The following is a 22,553-nucleotide window of genomic DNA, read 5'->3' as shown; positions in this document are numbered from 1 at the left end:
TATGGATTAGTTATAGCTAGTGCGCGATCAGCCAGACGATGAAGATGACGATCATCGCGCCTTGCAGCAATATTTTCACGACTGTGCTCGTGAACAGGCCCACAAGCGAGCCCCAACCGACTTTAAGCGCGCGGACGACATCCGAACCATGGATCAATTCCCCGAGCACGGCGCCGGCGAACGGCCCTATGATCAAGCCGAAAGCCGGGATGACGAACGGGCCGATCATAATGCCGATCGTGCTTCCGACGACGGAAGCTTTGGACCCGCCGTATTTCTTGACTCCCCAGGCGCTGACCGCATAGTCGGCCACGAACAATACGATAACGATAATCGTCTGGAAACTCCAGAACCACCAACCGAACGGCTCGAACGAGAAAAACCAGCCATACACGAAAAATGCCGCGTAGATCGCCAAAGATCCGGGCAATATCGGTACGACCGCCCCGGCCATTCCCGTCGCGAATAAGGCAACGATGAGAATCCAACCTATTACGTCCAAGCCATCACGTCCTTAGTACGTAATTTCGAATGACCTGGGCTACTCCGTCCTCTTGATTGGTCGCCGTTACGGCATTCGCCGCCAGCTTCACTTCATCCTGTGCGTTGCCCATCGCCACGCCTAGCCCGGAAGCCCGAATCGCGGCGATATCGTTTAAACTATCGCCTACCGACACGACCTCGGACATGTCGAAGCCTTTCATCCGGCATAGTTCCATCAGCGCCGTCGCTTTCGATACTCCGACCGGATTGATTTCGATATTATATGGTGAAGAGTTGCTGATCTCCAGCCCTTCCCAGTCACGGATTTCCCGCAAAATCTCATTCAAAACGGGAACGTCCTCGGTATAGTAGCCGAACTTCAGCCAGCGGAACGCCGTCGCGTCCCCGGCCCATTTTTCCTTGTTGTATATGCCTTCCGTCGAATACGCCCAGAACCATACATCCGGATGACGTTCCGCCAGCGCATGAAGCTTCATCACTTTCTCAACGTCCAACAACGTTTGCCGATGCAAGGAGTGAGGCTTCGTCCAGATCTCGCCCCCATTGACCGTTATCATCGGCGAGTCCAACCCCAATTGCTCGACGATCGGCAGCGCGCCCTGAAAGCCTCGTCCCGTAGAAACGCAGACCGTTACGCCCGCTTCAACGGCATGTCTGACCCACTGTGCGTTCGTCTCGCTGATCTCGCTACGATCGTTTAGAAGCGTTCCATCCAGATCCAATGCCAACAGCCGATATTGCTTCATCTCGTATGCCAATTGTTCTCTCGCTCCCGACTTTTCTCTGTGATTTTAACGTCATTTTATCACATTTCGGGCCTCGAATCGAAGTTTTGACGAAAATGCGCCCGGCAGGAACGGGGTGACGGATCGTCGCTCATCATCGATCGCCAACGCGAAAGCCGCCCAATCGGGCGGCTTTCCTCGAGATTCCTATTGCCCGTTCGCAGCGGCATTGCCGCCGTGACCGGCCGCGTCGGCGGAGTCCGGGGAATCATTCTCGGTATCCGCCGGAGGCTGGGGCTTGCGCGGAGTTCCATGCAGCCCGACTTTCTCGTCGTATGCGTCGAAGATTTTGCGGGCGATCGGGGCGGCTCCCCATCCGCCGTATCCGCCGTCCGGAACGACGACGGCCACGGCTAGCTTTGGTTTGTCTGCAGGCGCGTAAGCAATGAACACGGCGTTCTCTACCCGGGAACGTTTGCCAACGTCCTGCTGAGACGTTCCCGTCTTGCGCAAAAACGTGTAGTTAACGCCTTCGAATCCTTGAACCGGAACTTGCGCCATTCCGTCTTCGATCGTTTTCCAGTATTGATCCGGATAGTCAACCGAGTTCAGCACTTCCGATTGATAGGATTGCGTCACGTTCCCGTTGACGTCGCGGATTTCCTGTACGAATTGCGGCTTCATCCGCTTCCCGTGATTGGCAAGCATCGCGGCGTACTGGGCCAGCTGCAATGTCGTATATCGACCCTGTTGGCCCCATGATGCCCGGATAAGCGCCGATTGCGAACTGGCTTTATCGGCCTCGTGGTAGTAGTCGATAACGCCGGCGGATTCGCTCGGCAGACCGCTGCCCGTCGTGACGCCAAGCCCGAACTGCTTCATGTAGCCGTCCCATACGTCTACCCCATCGCGGCCTTTATATTGCATATACAGCCGGTTGCCGACCATGGCCGACATAAACGCGTTCGAAGACTTGGCGATCGCTCTCGTCGGAGAAAGCGAACCGTTCGCCGCCTTGCTCGCGTTCCATACCCGTACTTTATGTCCCTCTTTGCCGAATTCGAAATAGCCGGGATCGTTAAACGTCGAGTTTGTGGTGAACAGCTTCTCGTTAAGGCCTACAAGCACGGACAACGGTTTCTGCGTCGAACCGAGATAGACAAGCGAGGAAGGGTGGTTCTTCCGTTCCTCGTATTTCTCATAAGGCGGCTGGACTTCCTTGATCGTACCGTTGTATTGGAAAAATTGCACGGCGTCCAGATCTTTCTGGCTGATCCCTCCCTGCCATACGCTCGGGTCGTAATCCGGCATGCTCGCCATCGCCACTACTTTCCCCGTATCGACCTCCATCGCCACGGCATAGCCGGTCGTCGGGTGGGCGTTCTCGTATTGCCTGCCCTTGGCCGTCTGAACGAAGTGAATCTGGTCCATGATCGCCTTCTGCGTAACCTGTTGAATATCCTTGTTGATCGTCAGCACCAGATTTTCGCCTTTGACCGGCTTCGTCAGCTTCATCGGCCCGATAATCTCGCCTTGGTTGTTTACCGGATATTCCTTGATCCCGTTGCTGCCTCTCAGTTCATCCTGGTACATCAATTCGAGTCCGTCGTAACCGACTTCCTCGGTTTCGATATATTTCAGCGCTTTATCGGTCTGACCGGCGTTGATGTCGTTGTATTTCTTCAAATCCTTGGCCCCGCTCAGCTTCTTCAAGTAGCCGACGAGCTGAACAGCCACCCGGTCCTCGCTGTACTGGCGAATGCTCTCCTCGAAGACTTCGATCCCTTTGAACTCCTGCTGGTGCTCGGAGAAGTAGGCGATTTCCTCTTTCGTCAGTCCGGTCTTGATTCTGCGCGGCTGGAAGGACGAGTTCATCCTACCGGTTAAGTCCATTTTTTCGAATACGTCCTCAACCGAAAGCTTCTTGCCGTTCTTGTCCCCCAGTCGGTCGAACACTTCGACGAGTTTGGCGGCAAATTCCATGCCAGCGTCCTTTTTCATTTTTACGTCCAGCGTATAATACAATGATTGCGTGGAGATCGAATAAGCGATCTCCCGGCCTTCGGAATCGAGTATGTTGCCCCGAATCGGAGGAACCGGTAACGATTTCGAACCGATTTGGTGCTCCTTTTCCCTGAGGTTGTCCCCTTCCACGAATTGCAAATAGGCCAGTCTGACAATCAGTATAGAAAATGCGAAAAAAGTGATAAAGAAAAAGACGTTCAACCGGAAGCTGAAATGTCTGCGGTTGCGATTCTCCCGCTTCTGTTCGTCTTCCGTCAAGTTATTGCTCACCCGGTCAATCCTCCCTTCCGTATATGCGTATCGGCAAAGCCCGAGGGATCGAACCAATTCCCGGTGCTGGCCCATGTGGAATCCAGCGGTATCCAGCGGTCCTCTCCTGAATCGAATACCTCGTTCCATGCGTGCGCTCCGTACCCGCCCCGTCCGTCGTAACCTAATCCAGTCACGACCCTAACGTCCAAACCGACGGCTCGGGCCATCGAAGCGTATAACCTTGAGTAATCTATGCAAACGCCTTTGCGGGTTGCGAAGGTTTGCTCGGGGTTCTGCTCTCGCCATTCCCCGTATTTCTCGTAGACCCGCACTTTCTCGTTATCGTATGAGATTCTGCTGCCCACCCAATCGTACAATGCCCGGGCTTTGGCGGCGTCGCCGGTTTTCCCGGCCGTAACGTCGGCCGCCGCTTGCGCGATATCGTCCGGCATCTCGGCGTCGATAATGTCGTAGCGCTTCTGCCACAATTGATCAAGCTCGCTCGACATCGCCTGGGCGAAAACGGGAAGATGATCTTCCAGAAGATTGCCCGTTGCCGGTTTAATGACTTGCGAGGCGGCCTCCCGATACAATCCGGAATGCTGAATGTAGTCCGTCATCGGCCCTTGCGGGAACAGCGCGCAATAAGCGAATAAGACGGCCGTCAGCAGCAAAGCCCTTACTGCTCCAAGCGCTGCTCCGACCGCTCCGCCGACCAAACGGCTCACCGCGCCTCCCGAAGGAACTCCGGAGACGGCAAGCGGAGAAGCGGACGACAATAGATTTGCTGCGATCCCCATGACCAACCGGATCAGCGTATGGAAGACTAGAAACAAAACGGCAATCCGCAGCAACGGCAAATCCCTCAAGCCGGAAAGCGCGGTATAGCCGAATTGCCCCAGAAAAGAAACATCCGACGCGGGTCTCGCCAGCTCACGTTCCGCAAGTCGGCTTTGCAAATAGGGTGATGCCGCGACGGCGGCAACCGCCGCGAGCACCACGGAGACGACTGTCGCCGCGGTGCTCGCCAAGAAAAACAAAAGCTGCCTGAAAGAACCCGAGGCTCCTCTTCTGATTCCTTGGAACAAGGAAAATGCCACGATGGCGATCAATATCCAAGTGACCGCGTTGGCGTCCGCGATAAACCAGTCGCCGCTCATCGCTTTTACTTCGCCGCAGCCCGCGCCTTAGAGACAAAGTCGCGTACTTCGCCTTCCATTTTCCAGGTGCCTAGCGATATTCCTTTAAGCTTGACGCTGACTTCACCCGAATTCGGAACGCCGTTAAGCTCCAAATTTTTCGTAGTGATGGTATAGGATCCGTCCGCGTTCATGGTGTAGGTCGCATCGCTTGCTTCGCCCGCCATCGCTTTGATCGCTTGATCTTTGGCTTCCTCGGACACTTTCGTGCCGACTTCCTTGATATCGTCGATGGTCAAGCCGCCGTAAGTGACGATTCCGATCACGATCGCGGCAACCAGCACCCATTTCAATACCGTCTTGACGACTTTCATCACGATCAAAATCGCCGCTATCGCAACCACGATGACGATCCAATTGTCTTGCGCAAAAGTCAGCCAAGTATCGATATCCAAATTCATTCCATCTCCTCCGTCGCCTAAATCGATCTAAACCGCATCTCTCCCATTATACCGTAACGGCTTGCCCTCAGTAAACGACCGTCATATCCTCGGAGGGAGAGACGTACAAGTAGGATAAGCCGCCTTTGCGGACAAGGGGGAGCTTCGCCCCCAACAGAAGGAGGTCGCGGGATGAAAACCGCCGTTTGGCTTTATTTGTTTCTGTTTATCGCCTTTTTCGATTTGCACGCCCAGTACCCGATGCTTACGCCTTTTGCCGTCTCGTTGGGCGCCGCTCCTTCGTTCATCGGATTGGTCATGGGGCTGTATTCCCTGACCCACCTGCCCGGCAACCTGATCGCCGGCTTCGCGGTGGACCGTTACGGAAGCCGGTTCTTCATCTCCTTGAGCTTGATCGGCGCGGGCATTCTGCTGCTGTTCCAGTCGCGGGTGACCGATCCCTGGCAATTGCTCTATATTCGCTCTATCAGCGGATTCGTTCTGGCTTTTCTGTCTCCAGCCTGCATGTCCTTACTCGCGAGACTCGCGAAAAACCATTTCCAACAAGGGAAGCTGATGGCGGGCAACGGTCTTGTCCATACGGTCGCATCCGTCGTTTCGCCGGCGGCCGGTGCTTACATGGCCGCGGCGTTCGGCTTCAGCCGTTCCTTCGAGCTGCTGGGCTGGGCCTTGCTGGTCACGGGGATCTTGTCCCTCTGGTTCGTTAAAGAACCCGCTTTGGCCTCCGCTCCCGCTCCCGTTGCACCTCCGCCGAAGGAACTTCAGCCGAGCGTCGAGCCTCGAACGGGATTCCCTTGGTCGGTCTTCGCGTTGCCGATCGGTTTGTCCTGCGCTCAGGGCATTCTTGCTTTCGAATTACCGCTGAGAGGTACGGACACCGCGACGATCATGAACACGGGCATTTTGTTCTCGATCATCAGCCTCGGTTCGCTCGTCACGCTTGGCCTGCTCTTTCTCAACCGATATTTGCCGTATAACAGGACGATCGTCGGCGCGCTTCTGCTCGCAACTTGTTATTACGGCATGGCATCCGAATGGCCGGTTTCCCTGCTCCTGATGCTGTTTATCCTCGGAATGGCGAAAGGAGTCATTTTCCCTGCGATGACCTCTTTTCTGTTACAGCTCAGCGGGGCGTCCCGGTACGGGCGAACGTTCTCCACTTTATCCATCTCCTTGTCGATCGGCGCTTTTCTCGGACCCGTGCTGGCGGGGGCGGTCAGGGATCATTTCTCGCCGTATTTCCTGGCTTTTATCGCGATGATGCTCGCGCTGACCTTGCTTTTCCCGCGTCCGTCCTTCAAAACCAACTGGAATCCGGGCGCTGCGCTTCCTCCCGCTTCCGGAACCTGATCTCGCAGGCGATGCGACAGCCGGAATAATTGCCTAGTTTTCTGGGTACTCGCACATGTCAATCCGAGAACGCAAGCATATCATGTCATGTAGCCTATGCCCACAAGCCGGCAAAGCGGCCGGAATCGAATGGAGTCTTGCGCTCCGAGGAGAGGGGTGACGCTCATGTCGCAATATGCAGGCGGTACATCTATAACAACGACTTTCGTGCTTGTTTTGTTCATTTTGCTCGTCATTGTGCTGCGTTCTTGTTAACACGGCCATCGGCGGACCGATCGAGAAGGCGCCCTCCCCTCCTAATCCGAGGCCCTTCCTCGACTGTCCGGGAACGAACGGGACAAGCCGTTCGGCCGTCGCATTCTATATATCCCTATTGAAGTGGTACAATATGAACAATTACCGCCGATCCTATTCAACAGGGGTGACAGCCATGGATATCGCCATTATCGTCGAAGGAAAAAACGACAAAAGCCGCCTATCCCGCGTTCTCTCCGCGGAAGTTCCCATCCTTTGCACATTTGGAACGTTAAACGGCGATCGCATCGAATCGCTGCGCAAAGCGGTCGGCGACCGTCACGTCTATCTATTCACCGATCACGATTCGTCCGGGCGCCGAATTAGGGGCATCCTCCGCGACGTCTTTCCGGATGCCGATCACATTTATACGCGCAGAGGTTACATGGGCGTCGAAGGTACGCCGGAGGAATATCTGATCCAACAGTTGGAAAAAGCCGGCCTGGAGGAGTACATTATTTACCCCGAGCCAGGGGAGCTGTTATAAGGCGGTCTGCGGGAACGTTATGTTGCACGCGGACGAGGGTTCGGCGGCTGTAAGGGTCTGCGAGACCGTTACAGCGTACGCGATTGGGTTTTGGCGTCTGTAAGGGTCTGCGGGACCGCTACAGCGCATGCGTGCGGGGTTTTGACGCCTGTAAGGGTCTGCGGGAACGTTACAGCGCACGCGAGCGGGGTTTTGGCGTCTGTAAGGGTCTGCGGGACCGTTACAGCGCATGCGAGCGGGGTTTGGGCGCCTGTAAGGGTCTGCGGGACCGTTACAGCGCACGCGAGCGGGGTTTTGGCGTCTGTAAGGGTCTGCGGGACCGTTACAGCGCATGCGAGCGGGGTTTGGGCGCCTGTAAGGGTCTGCGAGACCGTTACAGCATACGTGTGCGGGGTTTTGGCGTCTGTAAGGGTCTGCGAGACCGTTACAGCGTACGCGATTGGGGTTTTGGCGCCTGTAAGGGTCTACGAGAACGTTACAGCATACGTGAGCGGGGTTTGGGCGCCTGTAAGGGTCTGCGGGAACGTTACAGCGCATGTGAGCGGACTTTTGGCGCCTTGTAAGGGTCTGCGGGACCGTTACAGCGTACGTGGGCGGGAGTTCGGCAGAAAAAAAAGGGGCTTTCCCATAACATCAGTTATGGGAAAGCCCCTTTCGTCATTACAACACACTTTTGATTTTTTTGACCATATCGCTCGGACTCAGCTTCTTATCGCCTTCTCCAAGGTCGATGTAGTCGTTAGCCGAAATCCAGTCGCGGATTTGCCCTTTTTTGTCGAGCAGCACGATCAGGTTCATGTGACCGAAGTTGCCATCATCGTCTTTAGCGACGTAGATTTGATATGCTTTCGCCAGATCGGCCGTCTCTTGCTCGTCGCCGTGCAGGAACTTCCAACCGTTCGGATCGGCGTCGAAGCGCTTCGCATATTCCTTGAGCGCCTCCGGCGTATCGCGAGTCGGGTCGATCGTAACCGACAGGAACTCGACCTGCGATCCGAACAAGCCTTCTTCCTTCAACTCGTCCTGGACTTGGGACATCAGGAAAGTGGTCGGCGGGCATACGTCCGGACAATTCGCGAAGAAAAAGTACAGCAGCCGCGCTTTGCCGTTCGTGCCGGAGAGCGTGACGTTCTCGCCGTTCGTATCGAGATAGGAGAATTCCGCCCCTTGCCCTTGCACGGGCAGACTATCCTTATTGTTCTGCTGCTGCAAGATAAAATAGCCCATGACCAGGCATAAACAAAGCACGATCAACGAAAATCCGTACCGTTTGAGAAAAGAACTCTGCCTTGGCTGTTTGATCGGCTCGACGACAACGTCCGCCTGCGAACCGGTTCCCGCCGTTTGCTCTTGGTTCTGTATGTTATCCCCTTTGGATTGATCCATGTCTTTCCTACACCCCGTTCGTATCCAATATCATCGCCAGAAACATAATCATCAAGTAATTGATGGAAATCATAAAATCGGCTTTCGCCCATTTTTCGTCGTTCTTCGCCCGAAGCCCCGATACCGCGTGAATAAACCAGACGGCGGCAATTCCGACGGAAAGGATCAAGAAATATATGCCCGCATAGTTGTAGTAATTCATTAAAATAGCGGCAGGAATGAGCAGTAAAATATAAGGCAGCATCTGCCATTTCGTACGGGTAACTCCTTTAACGACCGGCAATAACGGAAATCCTGCGGCTTTGTATTCGTCTTTGCGCCGGATCGCAAGCGACCAGAAGTGGGCAGGTTGCCACAGGAACAGCAAAGCGAACAAAATCCAAGCACCCGCGTCGACATCGTTCGTAACCGCGCAATATCCGATGACCGGAGGCATCGCGCCGGAGACCCCTCCGACCGACGTACTCCAGGTGGAGCTGCGTTTCAGCCACATCGTATAGATGACGATGTACACGAACATTCCGAGCAATCCCAGCCAACCGGTCAGCGGATTCACGAGCAGGAACAACACGGCTAATCCCGCGATGCCTAAGGCGATGCCGTAACCGAGAACGAATCCGGGTTTCATTCGGCCCTGCGGGAGGGCGCGGTCGCGGGTTCTTTCCATTTTCTTATCCATGTCCCGGTCCCAGTAATTGTTAATCACGCAAGAAGACGCCATCGTAAAAGTCGAACCGACGAGCATCCAAATTAACGGCCATATGTCAAGATTCCATTTGGAAGCGACCCAATAACCGCCGAAAGCCGCGATCAAATTCAAACGAATAATTCGCGGCTTCGTTAATGCCACTAAATCTTTAAGCACGGTGCTCCTCCTTTATGCATACAAAGCGGCATAACCTGATGTTTGTTCAATGATACCGCAAATCCTCAAGCATTGACAATGTTCGCCTACCCGAGTTCATCAAATCGCCACCGCCCTGTGAACAAGGTGCGAACGTCATCTTATTATTTAGCGCGCGATCAGTCACACAAAACGGGCCGCCTAAATACACTGTATAGCGACAATCGCCTAATGCCTAATCGAACGGAAGGGCGACTTGGAAGAAAGGGTGATTTGACCAGCCGGCGCCTGTCCGGGCACCTGGTGGGATCAGACGCTTACCGGAAAATACAAAGCCCATTGCTTTTACACTCCATCCCCGAAGATTGTCCAAGTGTTTATTATTTCTAGGGAGGAAATTCAATGTTAAACAACCAAATGCCAGCACAGAATCAAGCGCCCGGAAACATGGCACCGATGAGCATGCCGAGCAACGCCATGGCACCTATGAGCACGCCAAGCAATGCCATGGCACCCATGAGCATGCCAAGCAACAACATGGCACCCATGAGCATGCCAAGCAACAACATGGCGCCTATGAGCATGCCAAGCAACAACATGGCACCGATGAGCATGCCGGGCAATGCAGTGGCACCTATGAGCATACCGCCGGGGAAGAAAAACACCTCCATGATGCCGATGATCATGCCCGGCATGATGATGCACGGTGCGACAACGACTCCTACCCCGATGCCGAGCGGGGCAACTCCGCTCCCGGTTCAGACCGGGTCGGCGGTAACCCCCACCGGAACTACGCTGCCAAGCGTGCCCGCAACTGAAGAGTCGTATGTAGAAAATATTCTGCGGATGAACTTAGGCAAGGTTGCGACGTTGTACATGACTTACGAAAACAATTCCGAATGGAACGCAAAAATATTCAAAGGAGTGCTCGAGGCGGCCGGTCGCGACCATATTATTATCAGCGACCCGAAAACGGGCAGACGTTATCTGCTGCTTACTTTGAACTTGGACTATATTACGTTCGACGAACCGCTGAATTACACGTTGCCTTTCGGTACGACGGGAGCAGCCAGGTTCTAACCGCCGAATGGACGGAAGGTCCAGATCCGGAGTCCGTCGCCCCCCCCTTTGACCCATTGCGTCATCTCTTTCCAGGAACGCCCTTCGCGGCGTTCTTTTTCCATGTTCGCGGCTTCTTCTTCATTGGCCGCACGCCGAATCTCGACGATGACGCCCGGTTGTGCCGTATTTTCGGCCAGTTCGACGCCGCGCCATAAATCCGGATTCGCCGTTACCCATGCGGTAAACGATCCGCGGTTTCCTTCGGGAATGACATACTCGCAGAACAACACCAACTCGTTCGGCCTCCTTCATATTTTGCCGCCATTCCGTCCATACTGAAGCAAAAAGGGGGCTGATGTATGGACAGCGGCACGCATCTTGTGTTTGGATTGGGAATCGGAGGATTGGCCATGATCGATCCCGTCATTACTTCTCATGCTTACGGGCCCGTCGCCATATTGATCGGAACGGTCGCCGGATCCAATGCGCCGGATCTTGACGGATTGCTCCGATTCAAGAGCAATGCCGATTATATCAAAAATCACCGGGGCCTGTCCCATTCCTTTCCTGCCATTATCGGTTGGACCGCTCTCATTACGTTGGTGGTTGCGCTGATGTTCCGAAGCATTCCCTGGTGGCATATCGGTGGTTGGGTGCTGCTGGCCGTCGTCGTCCACGTCGTGTCCGATTTGTTCAATTCGTATGGCACGCAAGCGTTTCGTCCCGTAAGCAAACAATGGGTCGCTTGGAATATCATCCATATTTTCGACCCCTTTATTTTCTCCGCCCATCTTCTCGCTATACTGTTGTGGATATCCGGTCTCGCCGTTCCGCAAGCGATTTTCCCCGTCCTCTACATTTTGCTTGGGATTTATTACGGTTGGCGAACATGGGTCCATCGTAACCTTTCGAGCAGAATCGCCCGCATGGACGACGATGGCCGTCCCGAAGACCGCTATACTTTGCTGCCCACCGTATCCCTATATCGTTGGAACGTGGTACGGACTTCGAAAGACGGCACGTACGGCATTGGAGATTGGAATCATGGCAAGCTGAAATGGATCGATTCCATGAAATGCGACGAACATCCCGCGCTAGAAGCTTCCAAGCAGCACCAGGACGTGCAAGCCTTTCTCAGCGTAACGCCGTTCCCCTGCGGACAAGCGAGACCGCAAACATGGGGCTACGAGGTACGTTGGGTCGATGTTCGGTATCGTTATCGCAAGCAATATCCGTTCGTGGCCGTCGTCCTTATGGACTTTAACTTTCAACCGCTGCAATCGTACGTGGGCTGGTTAAGCGAAGAACGGCTAGAGAAAAGGCTTCGAATGAATACCTATTGATCCGCCGGAATCTTCAAACCAAAAGCGGGATAACTTGTAGAACAAGGAATCCCGCTTGACGTATGTTCCTAATAAGAGCACAATATGAAAAGCCCGAGGCGACCCTCGGGCTTTCGGTCCGAACCGTTCGTCCTTATCGACCGGAAATTTGTTGCTCTGCCATTTGGACAAGCTTCTTGGTGATATAACCGCCAAGGGAACCTGCATCGCGGGACGTTACGTTGCCGTAATATCCATCGGCAGGAATTTGGACGCCTAAGGATTGAGCTGCTTCCATTTTCATGCTTTGCAATGCCGCTCTGGCTTGTGGTACTACCAGTTGGTTGTTAGATGCCATGATTAAATTCTCCCTTCGCCTTGATGATTGGTTTGCAAGCTTGCCAACTTAGTATGCTAGAAAGGAAAGAAAATATGCGAGGTGAGCACCATGAGTAAAACATTGTCACTCTTTTTTGCCATCATGTCGGTGGCGCTAATGCTGGCCACCGCTTTTTCGCTGAGTCACAACGGCTGGCTCGCGCTTCTGTTCAGTATTCTAACGGTCGGCATGATCGGCACCGGTTTCGTCGTCAAGGCGAAGCTGCGTAAATCTAATTCTTAGTATCCTCTCGGCAGGAAGCCCATCGCTTCCTTCGCGGCGCTTAACGTCGCTTCGGCCGCTGCATTCGCGCGTTCCGCCCCGCTCCGCAGAATATCCCGAATTTCCCCGGATGTCCGGATCTCATGATATTTGCGTTGCAGCGGTTCGATCGTCTGCACGACGACTTCCGCCAGATCTTTCTTGAACGCGCCGTATCCTTGGCCATCGTACTGCGCCTGAACTTGCTCTACTGTCTGGCCCGTACACTGTGCATAGATCGACAACAGATTGCTGATTTCAGGCTTGTTCTGAACGTCGTAGATGACTTCCCGGCCCAAGTCCGTCTTGGCCCGGGATATTTTTTTGCGAATGATTTCCGGCGCGTCGAGCAGAGAAATGTAGCTGCCCGCGCTTGGACTGCTCTTGCTCATCTTCTTCGTACCATCTTCCAGCGACATGATTCGCGCTCCGACCTTCGGAATAAATGGTTCGGGAACGACGAAGGTTTCCCCGTATCTTTGGTTGAATCTGCCTGCCAGATCTCGCGTAAGCTCTAAATGCTGCTTCTGATCGTCGCCGACCGGAACGAGATGGGCATTGTACAGCAGAATGTCGGCCGCCATCAGCGGCGGATATACGAACAGTCCCGCGCCAACCGCATCCTTGCCTTCAGACTTGTCCTTGAACTGCGTCATTCTCTCGAGTTCGCCCATATAGGTCAGCGTAGTCATCATCCATCCCAGTTCGGCGTGGGCCGGCACATGGGATTGCATGAAGATCGCCGCTTGCTTCGGATCAAGGCCTGCGGCCACGTACAGGGCCGCAACGGCTTCGCTCTGCTCGCGAAGAGCAGCGGGATCTTGATGAACCGTAATGGCATGCAGATCCGCCACCATGAAATAGCAATCGCATTCGTGCTGCAAGGCGACGAAGTTTTTCATCGCTCCGATGTAGTTGCCGAGCGTCAACATTCCGCTCGATTGAATGCCGGACAATACACGTTTTTTCGTGGACATGGGAATCGCACTCCTCTTTTTGGAAAATAAAAAAAGCCTTCCTCCGCAAGGGACGAGAAAGCCGTGGTACCACCCTAATTCGCATCGCAAGAGGACATGTGCTGCCTAGTCTTGAGACGCCTTAGCGTTCCGATAACGGGGAACAGTCGGGAAGCATAGGACGAAGATTCGGCCGCACGTTCAAGCCTCTTCCGCGTCGTTTCGCTGCCGGCTCCAAGATCCATTCCGATAGGCGAGCGTACCGGCTTCCAGCCAATCACCGGCTCTCTGTGAGCGCTCCATCCAGGCGTACTTGTTCTCTTCATCGCCGAATATACTTTAGTTGTTACTCATTATACCCCGCTTGGTTCCTTTGTCAACCGTCGGCATAACGGAAATTTGGAAAGTTCCGGTTTTAAATCGGACAAGTTTCACCTATAATAAATCGTAATTATTACTATTTGTAGGCAAGGAAGTGATTTTATGCCCAACGGTTGGATGCGACTAGCGACCGGAGCAGCTTCGGCAGGCTGCGCCGCTTTATTGGCTTTGATTTTCTTCGGCAGGGATTTATCCGGCTGGTCGTTCGACAGCACCAAGATACAGAACTTCAAGATCGTTTTTCTGAGCATTATTCTCGAAGCGCTGCCTTTTCTTCTGATCGGCGTTATTATATCCGCGCTTCTGCAAGCTTTCTTGTCGGACGAGCTCGTTCGCAAGCTAACTCCTCGCAATCCTGTGGCCGGCGTCCTTTTCGGAAGTCTTCTCGGCATCGTTCTGCCGCTTTGCGAATGCGGCATGATTCCGATCGTGCGGAGGCTGATCCGCAAAGGAATGCCCGCATACATAGGCATGATCTATATCGTAGCTGGCCCGATTATCAATCCGATCGTATTCGGCGCGACCCTGCAAGCTTTCCGCACGAACGAGAGCCTCGCTTATTCGCGTTTTTACTTGGCGTTTATCGTGTCCGTCGCGTTAGGCTTTATTTTGTACGCCCGCATGAAAAAGAGTCCCTTAAAACCGGAACAAGATCATCATCATTCGCATCATGATCATGACCATGCTCATCACGGCCATGCCCACGGAGATACGGCTCTTAAGAAGCTGGCTTCGGCGCCTGCCCACGTTGCGGACGAATTTTTCGAGATGGGGAAATATTTGATTCTCGGCTCGGTGATTACCGCGCTTCTGCAAACTTTAGTCGCGCGCTCCTCGTTCGCCGCCGTCGCCGACCATGAATTGTTATCCCATCTCTTCATGATGGGATTCGCCTACGCGTTGTCGCTCTGTTCGACATCGGACGCATTCGTGGCCGCTTCCTTTAACAATATGTTTCCGCCAGCGGCATTATTGTCTTTTCTCGTGCTCGGCCCGATGCTCGATCTGAAGAACACGCTCATGATGCTTGCCGCTTTCCGCAAAAGCTTCGTGCTGAAATTCAGTCTGTTGATTGCTGCGCTTGTGCTTATTGGATCGATTCTCTTCGATCATTTGGGATTTGTCTAAACAGGAGGTTAGATCACATTGATTCGTAAACCGTTGGCTACGGCCGTTCATTATCTCGTCAGGGCGATCCTGCTCGCTGGCTTCGCTTTCCTTATCGTCCATCTTGTCCGTTCTGGCAAGCTGAATCTATACATAGCGGAACGAATGCAGTTTATCGTCAAACTGTCGGCGCTCGGATTATACGCGGTCGCGGCGCAACAATTTTATTCGGCGATCCGCTCCTTTTTCGACAAGGAACAAAGCGGCCCCGACTGCGACTGCGACCACGAGATGCCCGAAACCTGGGGCAAAAGCTTGCTCTTGTACGGCTGGTTCGCTCTGCCTCTAATTATCGGCTATGCGGTTCCGGACGGTCTGCTCGGAAGCAGCATGGCAGCCGCCAAAGGCGTGCAGTTCGCTCCGCAGACGGTGGTTGTGCCTAAGACCAGCCCGGCTCCGAATACTCCGGCTCCAGTCGTTCCCGCCCCCTTAAGTCCTACGAACGCCGAGAACGAGAAGCCGACCGATAAGCCCGACACAAAGGAGAACAAGCAGCCCGCGGATTCCACGCCGGAACAACTTGACGTTTTATTCCCGTACGACAACTTTACGGAAAGCTACGCCGCATACGGCAAGAAGCTCGTCCAACAAGACGTCATTACCGTCACGCCGCAACGATTCATCGAGACGCTTACGACGATCGATCTGTATCGGGAAGCCTTCATCGGCAAAACGATCGAAATCAGCGGTTTCGTCTATCGGGAGAAATCGATGGGCCAGCAGCAGTTCGGCGTCAGCCGATTTGCGATATCCTGCTGTTCGGCCGATGCCTCGCCATACGGCGTGATGGCCAAATTCGGTCATGCGGAGACGCTTGAGACGGACGCATGGGTCGCCGTGACCGGCGAGCTCGGCACGACCCGTTATAACGATATCGATATCATTCAGATCAACGTTCGCAAGATCGCGAAAATCGATCCGCCCGAAGATCCTTACGTCTCGCCGGATCTGGATTTCGGATTGGAATAGAACATCATTAAAGGGACTGCTTCGGCAGGCCGCATGGCCCTTCGGAACAGTCCCTTGCCGCTCGATATGTAATTTGAGGTTATTCGTTGGATGCTTCCCTGCGGCCGCGGTTCTTGGGAGAATAGCGGAACATTAGGTTAGCCATGTTGTAGTTGGATTCGAATTGAACGCTTAAGGACACTTCTCCATTCTTCAATACGAAATCGTAAGAAATCTCGCCGTGCGTCCACCCGTTCTTATGGCGCAGCGCTTCTACCGCCAAACGTCTTAGGGTATCCACTTGGGAAGCGTTCATTCCCGTCGCCCGCTGTTCCCGAATGCCGCAATCGACCGGAAGATGGCGAATGCCGAATCTGCCGACCGAATCGTCCCGGATTTGCAAGACGATCGTACCTGCGGTCATTCCTTTAAGCTCTCCTCCTAATTTCTCCAAAGCCACGTCAACCTGACGCACTAAAGGGAATTGGCTAGAAGTCATTATTCTCCTCCTTTATACTTAATTCGATAAATTACTAGGTATTTCTAATTGCGACTTTGGAACCAGTATAATTGTATTTTTAGAAAATTTCAATGATTTTGTCTAATTTTGGTTGAAATGGATATAAACGAAGCTCCATCCCTCCGTAAGAGATGGAGCTTCGTTTATTCATGCCGCTATTCGCACAGCTCGGCGAACGCTTCGACGTCGGCAACGGCTCTCGCCACGGCAGCCTCCCAGAAATCGGGCCGATCCAGTTCGACGCCGAGATGGCGCGACGCTAGTTGCTCTACCGTCATCACCCCCGTATCCCGGAGCAGATCGTCGTAACGGCTGCGGAACGAATCGCCTTCCCGCTCCGCGACGGCGACTAAGCCGGTACTGAACAAATATCCGAACGTATAAGGGAAATTATAGAACGGCACGTCGGTGATGTAAAAATGCAGCTTGGACGCCCAGAAATGCGGGTGCCAGCTTCCGAGCGCTTCTCCGAAAGCTTCTTTCTGCGCTTGGAGCATGAGTTCGTTCAGTTCCGATGCCTCCAGCATGCCGCTCGCCCTCCGATCGTAGAATCGGGTCTCGAATAGGAAGCGGGCGCGAATATTCATAAAGAAAGCAACGGCACGCTGCAGACGCTCATCGAGCAGCGCCAATTTTTCCTCTTTCGTCGCAGCCCGGCGCAACAGGGCGTCGCTGACGAGCGCTTCGGCAAAAGTAGAAGCGGTCTCCGCCACATTCATCGCGTATTCCTGGGCCATCGGCGGCAGATCTTTAACGATCTCGGCATGATAGGCATGACCGAGTTCGTGCGCTAACGTTGACACGTTGCCGGGCGTTCCCGAATAGGTCATGAAAATCCGGGTTTGCTTGCCGAGGGGGAAAGTCGTGCAGAACCCGCCTGGGCGCTTGCCCGCACGATCTTCCGCTTCGATCCAGCCCTCTTCGAAAGCCACCCGGGCGAGCTTCGCCATGTCCGGCGAAAACTGCTCGAATGCATTCGTAATCAATTCGGCGGCTTCATCATAAGAGATTTTTGGCTGCTCCGCCGCGATCGGCGCATCCATATCCTGCCATCCTATTTGTTCCTTACCCAACAAGCGGGCTTTTAATGCCAAGTACCGCTTGAGAGGCGCGATGCTGCCTTCGACGGCCGTCCACATCGCATCCAACGTATCCTGGCTCATGCGGTTGACCAGCAGAGGTTCCTTCATCAGCTCCCGCCAGCCCCGCATTCCGTACAGCTTCAGTCGGAAGCCCGCCAGCCTGTTGAGCGTATCGGCCGCCATATCGGCCTGCGCCGCCCATGCTTCTTCCCATTTCGCGAACATCGTGTCACGCACGGCTGGATCGGCATCTTCCATCTTATTGGCCGCTTGGCCGACCGATAGCGCAACCTGCTTTCCATTCTCTTCCCAAGGGATCGTGATGCGCCCGACGATCGTATTATAGTGCTCGCCCCAGCCATGATAGCCGTCTACCGCGAGTTCGCTGGCAACCGCCTCCAGAGCGGGCGGAAGCTTATCTTGAGCGAATGCGCGCCTTTCATTGAGCGGGAACAGGATGCCCGCGATCTCCGGACGACCCGTCCACTCCCGCCATGCCGAATCCGTAACCATCGCAAGCTTGGCATCGTAGAGGTCTGCCGCCTGCTTATAACGGGCAGCTAACGACTGGATGCGTTCGGTCCATGCTACCGCTCTTCTATCTTGCATATTCTGCGAAGTCAGGCAAGCGACGTACGAGTCGGCTTCGCGCAGTTGGGCGAGAATATCCTGCAGGCGATCCGTCCAGTTAGCCAATTGGGATGCTTCCGGCGAAACATCGCCGCTCTGTTGAAGCTCTTGCAATATCGCCGCGCACAGGGATTCCGATTGTTCCACGAAAGCCGCAAACCGAGGAGAAGACGAGCCTCCCTGAAACAAAGAATCCAGATTCCACTCTAACGAATATTTTTTGCTCAAATGTTCCTCGCTCCTTGTCATTGCGCGATAAAAGCCATTATTGTATGTTTAAATACGTAAAAAAGGGGGATTTGTTTTGATTCCGTTAAGCAATAGCTTGCCCTACGACATTCTGATGAAAGACGTCATCGTTCACGAATGTCCGTTCTGTCGCAGCTCTCATGTCCGTCTGCCAATCACTCCGGACGATATTCAAAGTATGTATGGCGGTGCGCGCAAAAAAATGATCGTTTTTCCCTGCTGTCACGGCAGCGTGCGCATCATCGACGCGGATCGGGATTATCTGCTCGCCGACCGCCCGATTAGGTAAGACCGGGCGATCAGGCTGCGTTATGCTCCGTTCTCCATTTCCTCGGGTAAATCCATGCCCCGTCCGGTCATTTCCTCGCGAATATGCTGCCACTGCTCCCGGGAAGCGCGAATCATGGCGGCGTCCATGATCTTTTTGTCCTGAATGACCCGCCCGAACCATCTTACTGCTTCGTGATAATTGCCTAGCCGTTTATTCAACTCGCCGATCAGGTACAAGAGCCGGGCGTTGTTAGCGGAATCCTCCGTCTCGTACACCTTCACATAGGATTCCAGTGCAAATCGGATAAATCGGTTCTCTTGTTCCTTCTTCCCTTCGTAACGGTACAGCCAAGCGATATGATGCAGCAACGCGGCGATCACGCGTTCTTTCTCGCCGATCGCTTGCGCCGTCAGCAAGCTCAATTTATAGCATTCCATGGCATCCGCCAATGTTCTTTCCCCGCTATAATCGCGTTGCTTCCAGACGCTCCCGATTTTATCGCGATAGGCCGACTTTTGCTTATCGTTAATTCGTTCCGCGAAATTTTCCGTAGAGGAGAACCCGCAGTTCGGGCAAACTCTCACGACATAAAAGTCGGGGTTTACGGTTTTGAAGTAAGCGCAGAAATCGGTGTCCGTTTTCACGGCTTTCTTCAGACTCGGCCTAACTCGGGAGGTTTGAAAGCTTTGTTCGCAACATAGGCAATTTACTTTGATTTGAAAGAGTGGCTCCACCTATATGCCTCCTTATCGGTCAGAAGAATCGGTGTTGATAAAATGATGCGCAGGTCCGGACAATCTCTCGATCGTGAGCTTGCGAATCGGTTCGGGTATGGATGTCTCGGCCAAAGCCGCGGACATACAGGACAACCAGGCTTCCGCTCTCTCCGGCGTAATCGGAAACGGCAAGTGACGTCCGCGCATCATCGGATGCCCGTACATGTCCGAATATAAAGAAGGTCCACCTAGAAATTGAGTCAAAAACAAATACTGCTTCTCCATGACGGGATGAATATCTTCCGGAAACAGAGGAGCCAGCAGAGGATGTGCCTGAACCTTCGGATAGAATCGGGATACGAGATCCCGCACGCCTTCCGCTCCTCCAATCGCTTCGTATAGCGTTTCAAAGTTAGTCAATTTAGGCCTCCTGCGATCGAAAATCATGGGCCGCGGCTCATGATTCAGGTAATGGTTCCGTTCATTATTATACCACAAGCAGGTTATACGATTTTCGCATAAAATAAAAATCGCCCTTGCGGGCGATTCGAAATCGGCAAGCTGCCGAACAGGCTTTATGAACTTTACATCTCTTCTTCCGGCTGCGTCAAGGATTCGCGAATGACATACACGAAAGCGCATACAATTAATCCTGCAACAATTCCCGCCATCATATTCATCACTCCGACTTAAGCGATTTTATCTTGCGCGGCTTTCGACATGAATTTCTAGTTCCATTGTATCATATGGGTGCGAATTTGACACTCGAAAATTGTAAACGATTACATGAATATTTTGGGTGTTGTCCAACTGTTCGGAAAGATTGTCCGCATCCGCTCATATATTGGCAAGAGACCGATTCACTGAACGGGGGAATGACTGTGGGCGCAACGGGTCCAAATCCGGTTAAAAGATCCGCCACGCTGGCTGCAGTAAGCATATTGGCTTTAGGCGGGACTTCTATCCTGATCGGATGCTTGGCTTTGGTGGACAGCCAGTCGGCCTTGAACGCTTCCCTCAGAGGCGTCGCGGTATGGTGGGAAGTGCTGTTTCCTGCGCTGTTTCCTTTTTTCGTATTATCGGAGCTGCTGCTCGGTTTCGGAATCGTTCATTTCGCGGGAACGCTGCTTGATCCTTTTATGCGGCCTTTGTTCCGCCTTCCCGGCGTCGGCGGCTTTATCGTGGCCATGGGTTTCGTATCGGGTTATCCCATCGGCGCTCGTCTCACTTCCCGCTTGATGGAACAAAATCTCGTTTCGCGGGACGAGGGCGAACGTCTTGTGGCGATGACGACGACATCGGATCCCATATTCTTGATCGGCGCCGTCTGCATCGGTTTTTTCGGCAGCTTGCAAGCCGCCCCTGTATTGGCCGCGGCGCACTACAGCGGGGCATTGCTGATCGGAGCGGCATCCCGCTTCGGCAAAAGCGCTGCCCAAGCCACCGAGCATCCGGCAACTTCCGCATCGGCGCCCGGGGTCAACCGGTTTCGAGCCGCGATCGTCGCCATGCACAGGGCTCGTTTGGCGGACGGCCGTCCGCTTGGCATTCTGCTTCAGCAAGCGCTGCAATCCTCCCTGGCCCTCATGGTCATCGTCGGCGGCTTGGTCGTATTCTTCTCCGCCACGCTCGAGCTTCTCGTGAAGAGCGGCATCTTGTCCCTGTTCAAGGACACGGTGGCTCAATTGCTGGATCTGGCCAGACTGTCTCCGAATTTATCTTCGGCGTTCGTAGATGGAACGTTCGAAGTGACGCTGGGGGCGAAAGCGGCCGCCGCGGATACGGGAATCCCGCTTACGGATCGCGTCGCCGCCGCTGCATTCGTGCTTTCCTGGGCAGGGTTGTCGGTGCACGCCCAAGTTGCCGGACTCATGAGCGGAACGACATGGCGGTACGGCCTTTTTGCCCGCGCCCGGTTGATCCACGGCTTCCTGGCCATGCTCCTTGTCTACCTTCTATGGCCGATCTTCTATCCGAAAGCTGGCTCCGACCCGTCCGCAGCGTTCCTGCCGGAGTGGGCGGCGGCCAAGCCGGCCTGGGCTTCCGCTTTCGCCGAAGGAGCGGGATTGCATTCCGTCTGGACGGTTGCCGCCTATCTTCCGCTGCTGTTTGCCGCCGTTCTTTCGTCCATCGTCGCATTGGGAGCGTTAGCGATCGGTGTTCGCCGATTTCTCCGCGGGTCGGGGAAGACCCGCGCTTGAGGATTGAATTCGACATCGTTATTGTTTATGATCAAAGCAGCGATGTCGATTCGAGGCGTCGGATCGCCGTCGAGTAACAGGGGAACAGTCGGAAGGAGCGGCCAAGATTTGAAATATGCATTGCTTGACCGGGGGGATCGGTTATCTCGGGCATTATCGGAGGAGTTTCACGCTCAGGCGAAAGCCCGCGGACTTCTCGCCGATGACGACAACCCGGATACCGTCGTGACGATAGGCGGGGACGGCACGATGCTCCAAGCCTACCATCGGTACAAAGATCAATTGGAGCAGGTGGCGTTCATCGGGATTCACACCGGTCACCTTGGATTTTACGCGGATTGGCAGAAGGACGAGCTGACCGAATTGTTGGACAGAATGGCAACATCGGAGCCGCGCAGAATCCAATATCCGCTGCTTCACGTCGAAATCGAGAAAGCCGACGGGAAATGCGAATATTTGGTATTGAACGAGTTTACGTTAAAAAGCGGGGACGGAACGCTCGTATCGGCGATTCATATTAATGACGAACCGTTCGAAATGTTCCGCGGCGACGGTATCGTCGTTTCCACGCCTACGGGCAGCACCGGCTATAACAAAAGCCTTGGCGGCGCGGTGATCCACCCTTCGCTCGAAGCGCTGCAAATCGCGGAGATCGCATCCATCAACAACCGCGTATACCGCACGTTAGGCTCTTCCGTCATCTTGCCCAAGCACCATCATTGCGATATCGTTCCCCCGGATCCGGAAGAGGAACTGATCATCGGCGTCGATCATTTGCTGATGCAGATGTCGGGCGTCAAATCCATTATGTGCAAAGTATCGGAGCGAAAAGTGACGTTCGCGAGATACCGGCCCTTTACGTTTTGGAATCGCGTAAGGGAAGCTTTCATCGGCTCCGTATAGAAAATAAAGGCCAGAAAAAGCCCTGAATCCGATTTGTA

25 protein-coding genes and 1 pseudogene are annotated in these 22,553 nt (G+C 54.0%); 11 read left to right on the top strand and 15 right to left on the bottom strand.

Annotation, left to right across the window (positions count from 1 at the left end):
• Positions 1-16: 16 nt before the first annotated feature.
• From FPZ45_RS15660 to FPZ45_RS15640, 5 genes are all read right to left on the bottom strand, one after another.
• Positions 17-502, bottom strand: coding sequence for a DUF456 domain-containing protein (locus tag FPZ45_RS15660; protein WP_144703645.1), 486 nt, complete (start codon positions 500-502; stop codon positions 17-19).
• Between the two features lie 4 nt (positions 503-506).
• The gene (locus FPZ45_RS15655; RefSeq protein WP_342780061.1) at positions 507-1,262 is read right to left on the bottom strand and encodes a Cof-type HAD-IIB family hydrolase; all 756 of its coding nucleotides are present in this window, start codon (positions 1,260-1,262) and stop codon (positions 507-509) included.
• Positions 1,263-1,436: 174 nt separating this feature from the next.
• A complete protein-coding gene (locus FPZ45_RS15650) occupies positions 1,437-3,524 on the bottom strand; it encodes a peptidoglycan D,D-transpeptidase FtsI family protein (RefSeq protein WP_246120466.1) in 2,088 nt (695 codons plus the stop codon).
• Entirely contained in the window at positions 3,521-4,666 is a 1,146-nt protein-coding gene (locus tag FPZ45_RS15645) for a transglutaminase domain-containing protein (RefSeq protein ID WP_144703642.1), read from the bottom strand. The genes FPZ45_RS15650 and FPZ45_RS15645 overlap by 4 nt, the downstream gene beginning before the upstream one ends.
• Positions 4,667-4,671: 5 nt before the next feature.
• Positions 4,672-5,106 (bottom strand): hypothetical protein, encoded by a 435-nt coding sequence (locus tag FPZ45_RS15640; protein WP_144703639.1) that lies wholly within the window; start codon positions 5,104-5,106, stop codon positions 4,672-4,674.
• Positions 5,107-5,277: 171 nt separating this feature from the next.
• Here FPZ45_RS15640 and FPZ45_RS15635 point away from each other — a divergent pair, with 171 nt between their 5' ends.
• Positions 5,278-6,456, top strand: a complete 1,179-nt coding sequence (locus FPZ45_RS15635) for an MFS transporter (RefSeq protein ID WP_144703636.1) — start codon at positions 5,278-5,280, stop codon at positions 6,454-6,456.
• A gap of 430 nt (positions 6,457-6,886) precedes the next feature.
• Positions 6,887-7,237 carry a DNA primase gene (locus FPZ45_RS15625; RefSeq protein ID WP_144703631.1) on the top strand — a complete coding sequence of 117 codons (351 nt, stop codon included), beginning with the start codon at positions 6,887-6,889 and terminating at the stop codon, positions 7,235-7,237.
• Between the two features lie 660 nt (positions 7,238-7,897).
• Here FPZ45_RS15625 and FPZ45_RS15620 read toward each other — a convergent pair.
• Both FPZ45_RS15620 and cyoE read right to left on the bottom strand, forming a co-directional pair.
• Positions 7,898-8,623: an SCO family protein gene (locus FPZ45_RS15620; protein ID WP_144703628.1), complete on the bottom strand. Its 726-nt coding sequence runs from the start codon at positions 8,621-8,623 to the stop codon at positions 7,898-7,900.
• 7 nt (positions 8,624-8,630) lie between these two features.
• Positions 8,631-9,488 (bottom strand): heme o synthase, encoded by an 858-nt coding sequence (gene cyoE / locus FPZ45_RS15615; protein ID WP_144703625.1) that lies wholly within the window; start codon positions 9,486-9,488, stop codon positions 8,631-8,633.
• A 256-nt stretch (positions 9,489-9,744) separates the two neighbouring features.
• Between cyoE and FPZ45_RS25770 the strand changes: the two are divergent.
• Positions 9,745-9,857 (top strand): annotated as a pseudogene (locus FPZ45_RS25770) (cell wall hydrolase); the annotation flags it as partial.
• A 41-nt stretch (positions 9,858-9,898) separates the two neighbouring features.
• Here FPZ45_RS25770 and FPZ45_RS25375 read toward each other — a convergent pair.
• Positions 9,899-10,153, bottom strand: coding sequence for a hypothetical protein (locus FPZ45_RS25375; protein WP_222430785.1), 255 nt, complete (start codon positions 10,151-10,153; stop codon positions 9,899-9,901).
• On the opposite strand from FPZ45_RS25375, the gene gerQ reads away from it, so the two are divergent.
• The gene (gene gerQ / locus FPZ45_RS15610) at positions 10,065-10,547 is read left to right on the top strand and encodes a spore coat protein GerQ (RefSeq protein WP_425457007.1); all 483 of its coding nucleotides are present in this window, start codon (positions 10,065-10,067) and stop codon (positions 10,545-10,547) included. The genes FPZ45_RS25375 and gerQ overlap by 89 nt on opposite strands.
• Here gerQ and FPZ45_RS15605 read toward each other — a convergent pair.
• The gene (locus tag FPZ45_RS15605) at positions 10,544-10,822 is read right to left on the bottom strand and encodes a hypothetical protein (protein WP_144703622.1); all 279 of its coding nucleotides are present in this window, start codon (positions 10,820-10,822) and stop codon (positions 10,544-10,546) included. The two genes, gerQ and FPZ45_RS15605, sit on opposite strands and share 4 nt — an antisense overlap.
• Positions 10,823-10,888: 66 nt before the next feature.
• Between FPZ45_RS15605 and FPZ45_RS15600 the strand changes: the two genes are divergently transcribed.
• Positions 10,889-11,872 (top strand): metal-dependent hydrolase, encoded by a 984-nt coding sequence (locus FPZ45_RS15600; protein WP_144703619.1) that lies wholly within the window; start codon positions 10,889-10,891, stop codon positions 11,870-11,872.
• Positions 11,873-12,005: 133 nt separating this feature from the next.
• Here the strand turns inward: FPZ45_RS15600 and FPZ45_RS15595 are convergent, their stop codons facing one another.
• A complete protein-coding gene (locus tag FPZ45_RS15595; protein WP_144703616.1) occupies positions 12,006-12,209 on the bottom strand; it encodes an alpha/beta-type small acid-soluble spore protein in 204 nt (67 codons plus the stop codon).
• Between the two features lie 90 nt (positions 12,210-12,299).
• On the opposite strand from FPZ45_RS15595, the gene FPZ45_RS25370 reads away from it, so the two are divergent.
• Positions 12,300-12,473: a DUF5325 family protein gene (locus FPZ45_RS25370; protein ID WP_186438415.1), complete on the top strand. Its 174-nt coding sequence runs from the start codon at positions 12,300-12,302 to the stop codon at positions 12,471-12,473.
• On the opposite strand, the gene trpS is transcribed toward FPZ45_RS25370, so the two are convergent.
• Entirely contained in the window at positions 12,470-13,468 is a 999-nt protein-coding gene (gene trpS / locus FPZ45_RS15590) for a tryptophan--tRNA ligase (RefSeq protein WP_144703613.1), read from the bottom strand. The genes FPZ45_RS25370 and trpS overlap by 4 nt on opposite strands.
• Before the next feature lie 462 nt (positions 13,469-13,930).
• On the opposite strand from trpS, the gene FPZ45_RS15585 reads away from it, so the two are divergent.
• Both FPZ45_RS15585 and FPZ45_RS15580 read left to right on the top strand, forming a co-directional pair.
• Positions 13,931-14,956: a permease gene (locus FPZ45_RS15585; protein ID WP_144703610.1), complete on the top strand. Its 1,026-nt coding sequence runs from the start codon at positions 13,931-13,933 to the stop codon at positions 14,954-14,956.
• An 18-nt stretch (positions 14,957-14,974) separates the two neighbouring features.
• Positions 14,975-15,964 carry a TIGR03943 family putative permease subunit gene (locus FPZ45_RS15580; protein ID WP_186438414.1) on the top strand — a complete coding sequence of 330 codons (990 nt, stop codon included), beginning with the start codon at positions 14,975-14,977 and terminating at the stop codon, positions 15,962-15,964.
• A gap of 79 nt (positions 15,965-16,043) precedes the next feature.
• On the opposite strand, the gene FPZ45_RS15575 is transcribed toward FPZ45_RS15580, so the two are convergent.
• Positions 16,044-16,442, bottom strand: coding sequence for an O-methyltransferase (locus FPZ45_RS15575; RefSeq protein ID WP_144703604.1), 399 nt, complete (start codon positions 16,440-16,442; stop codon positions 16,044-16,046).
• Between the two features lie 176 nt (positions 16,443-16,618).
• Complete coding sequence (locus FPZ45_RS15570; protein WP_342780060.1) at positions 16,619-18,403, bottom strand: M3 family oligoendopeptidase; 1,785 nt, start codon at positions 18,401-18,403, stop codon at positions 16,619-16,621.
• Positions 18,404-18,479: 76 nt separating this feature from the next.
• Between FPZ45_RS15570 and FPZ45_RS15565 the strand changes: the two genes are divergently transcribed.
• Positions 18,480-18,713: a hypothetical protein gene (locus tag FPZ45_RS15565; protein ID WP_144703598.1), complete on the top strand. Its 234-nt coding sequence runs from the start codon at positions 18,480-18,482 to the stop codon at positions 18,711-18,713.
• Positions 18,714-18,733: 20 nt separating this feature from the next.
• Here FPZ45_RS15565 and FPZ45_RS15560 read toward each other — a convergent pair whose 3' ends face one another.
• Positions 18,734-19,429 (bottom strand): DUF2225 domain-containing protein, encoded by a 696-nt coding sequence (locus FPZ45_RS15560; protein ID WP_144703595.1) that lies wholly within the window; start codon positions 19,427-19,429, stop codon positions 18,734-18,736.
• A 12-nt stretch (positions 19,430-19,441) separates the two neighbouring features.
• On the bottom strand, positions 19,442-19,858 hold the full coding sequence (locus tag FPZ45_RS15555; protein WP_144703592.1) for a globin domain-containing protein: 417 nt from the start codon (positions 19,856-19,858) through the stop codon (positions 19,442-19,444).
• 494 nt (positions 19,859-20,352) lie between these two features.
• Between FPZ45_RS15555 and FPZ45_RS15550 the strand changes: the two genes are divergently transcribed.
• The gene (locus FPZ45_RS15550) at positions 20,353-21,612 is read left to right on the top strand and encodes a nucleoside recognition domain-containing protein (protein WP_425457006.1); all 1,260 of its coding nucleotides are present in this window, start codon (positions 20,353-20,355) and stop codon (positions 21,610-21,612) included.
• Between the two features lie 108 nt (positions 21,613-21,720).
• Complete coding sequence (locus FPZ45_RS15545; RefSeq protein ID WP_144703589.1) at positions 21,721-22,515, top strand: NAD kinase; 795 nt, start codon at positions 21,721-21,723, stop codon at positions 22,513-22,515.
• Positions 22,516-22,553 lie beyond the last annotated feature (38 nt).

The sequence above is a fragment of the Cohnella terricola genome (genome assembly GCF_007786475.1).
In the GTDB taxonomy this organism is placed as follows: domain Bacteria; phylum Bacillota; class Bacilli; order Paenibacillales; family Paenibacillaceae; genus Cohnella; species Cohnella terricola.
The sequence above is the reverse complement of the archived record's forward strand: the minus strand, read 5'-3'. Positions and strand labels throughout refer to the sequence as shown.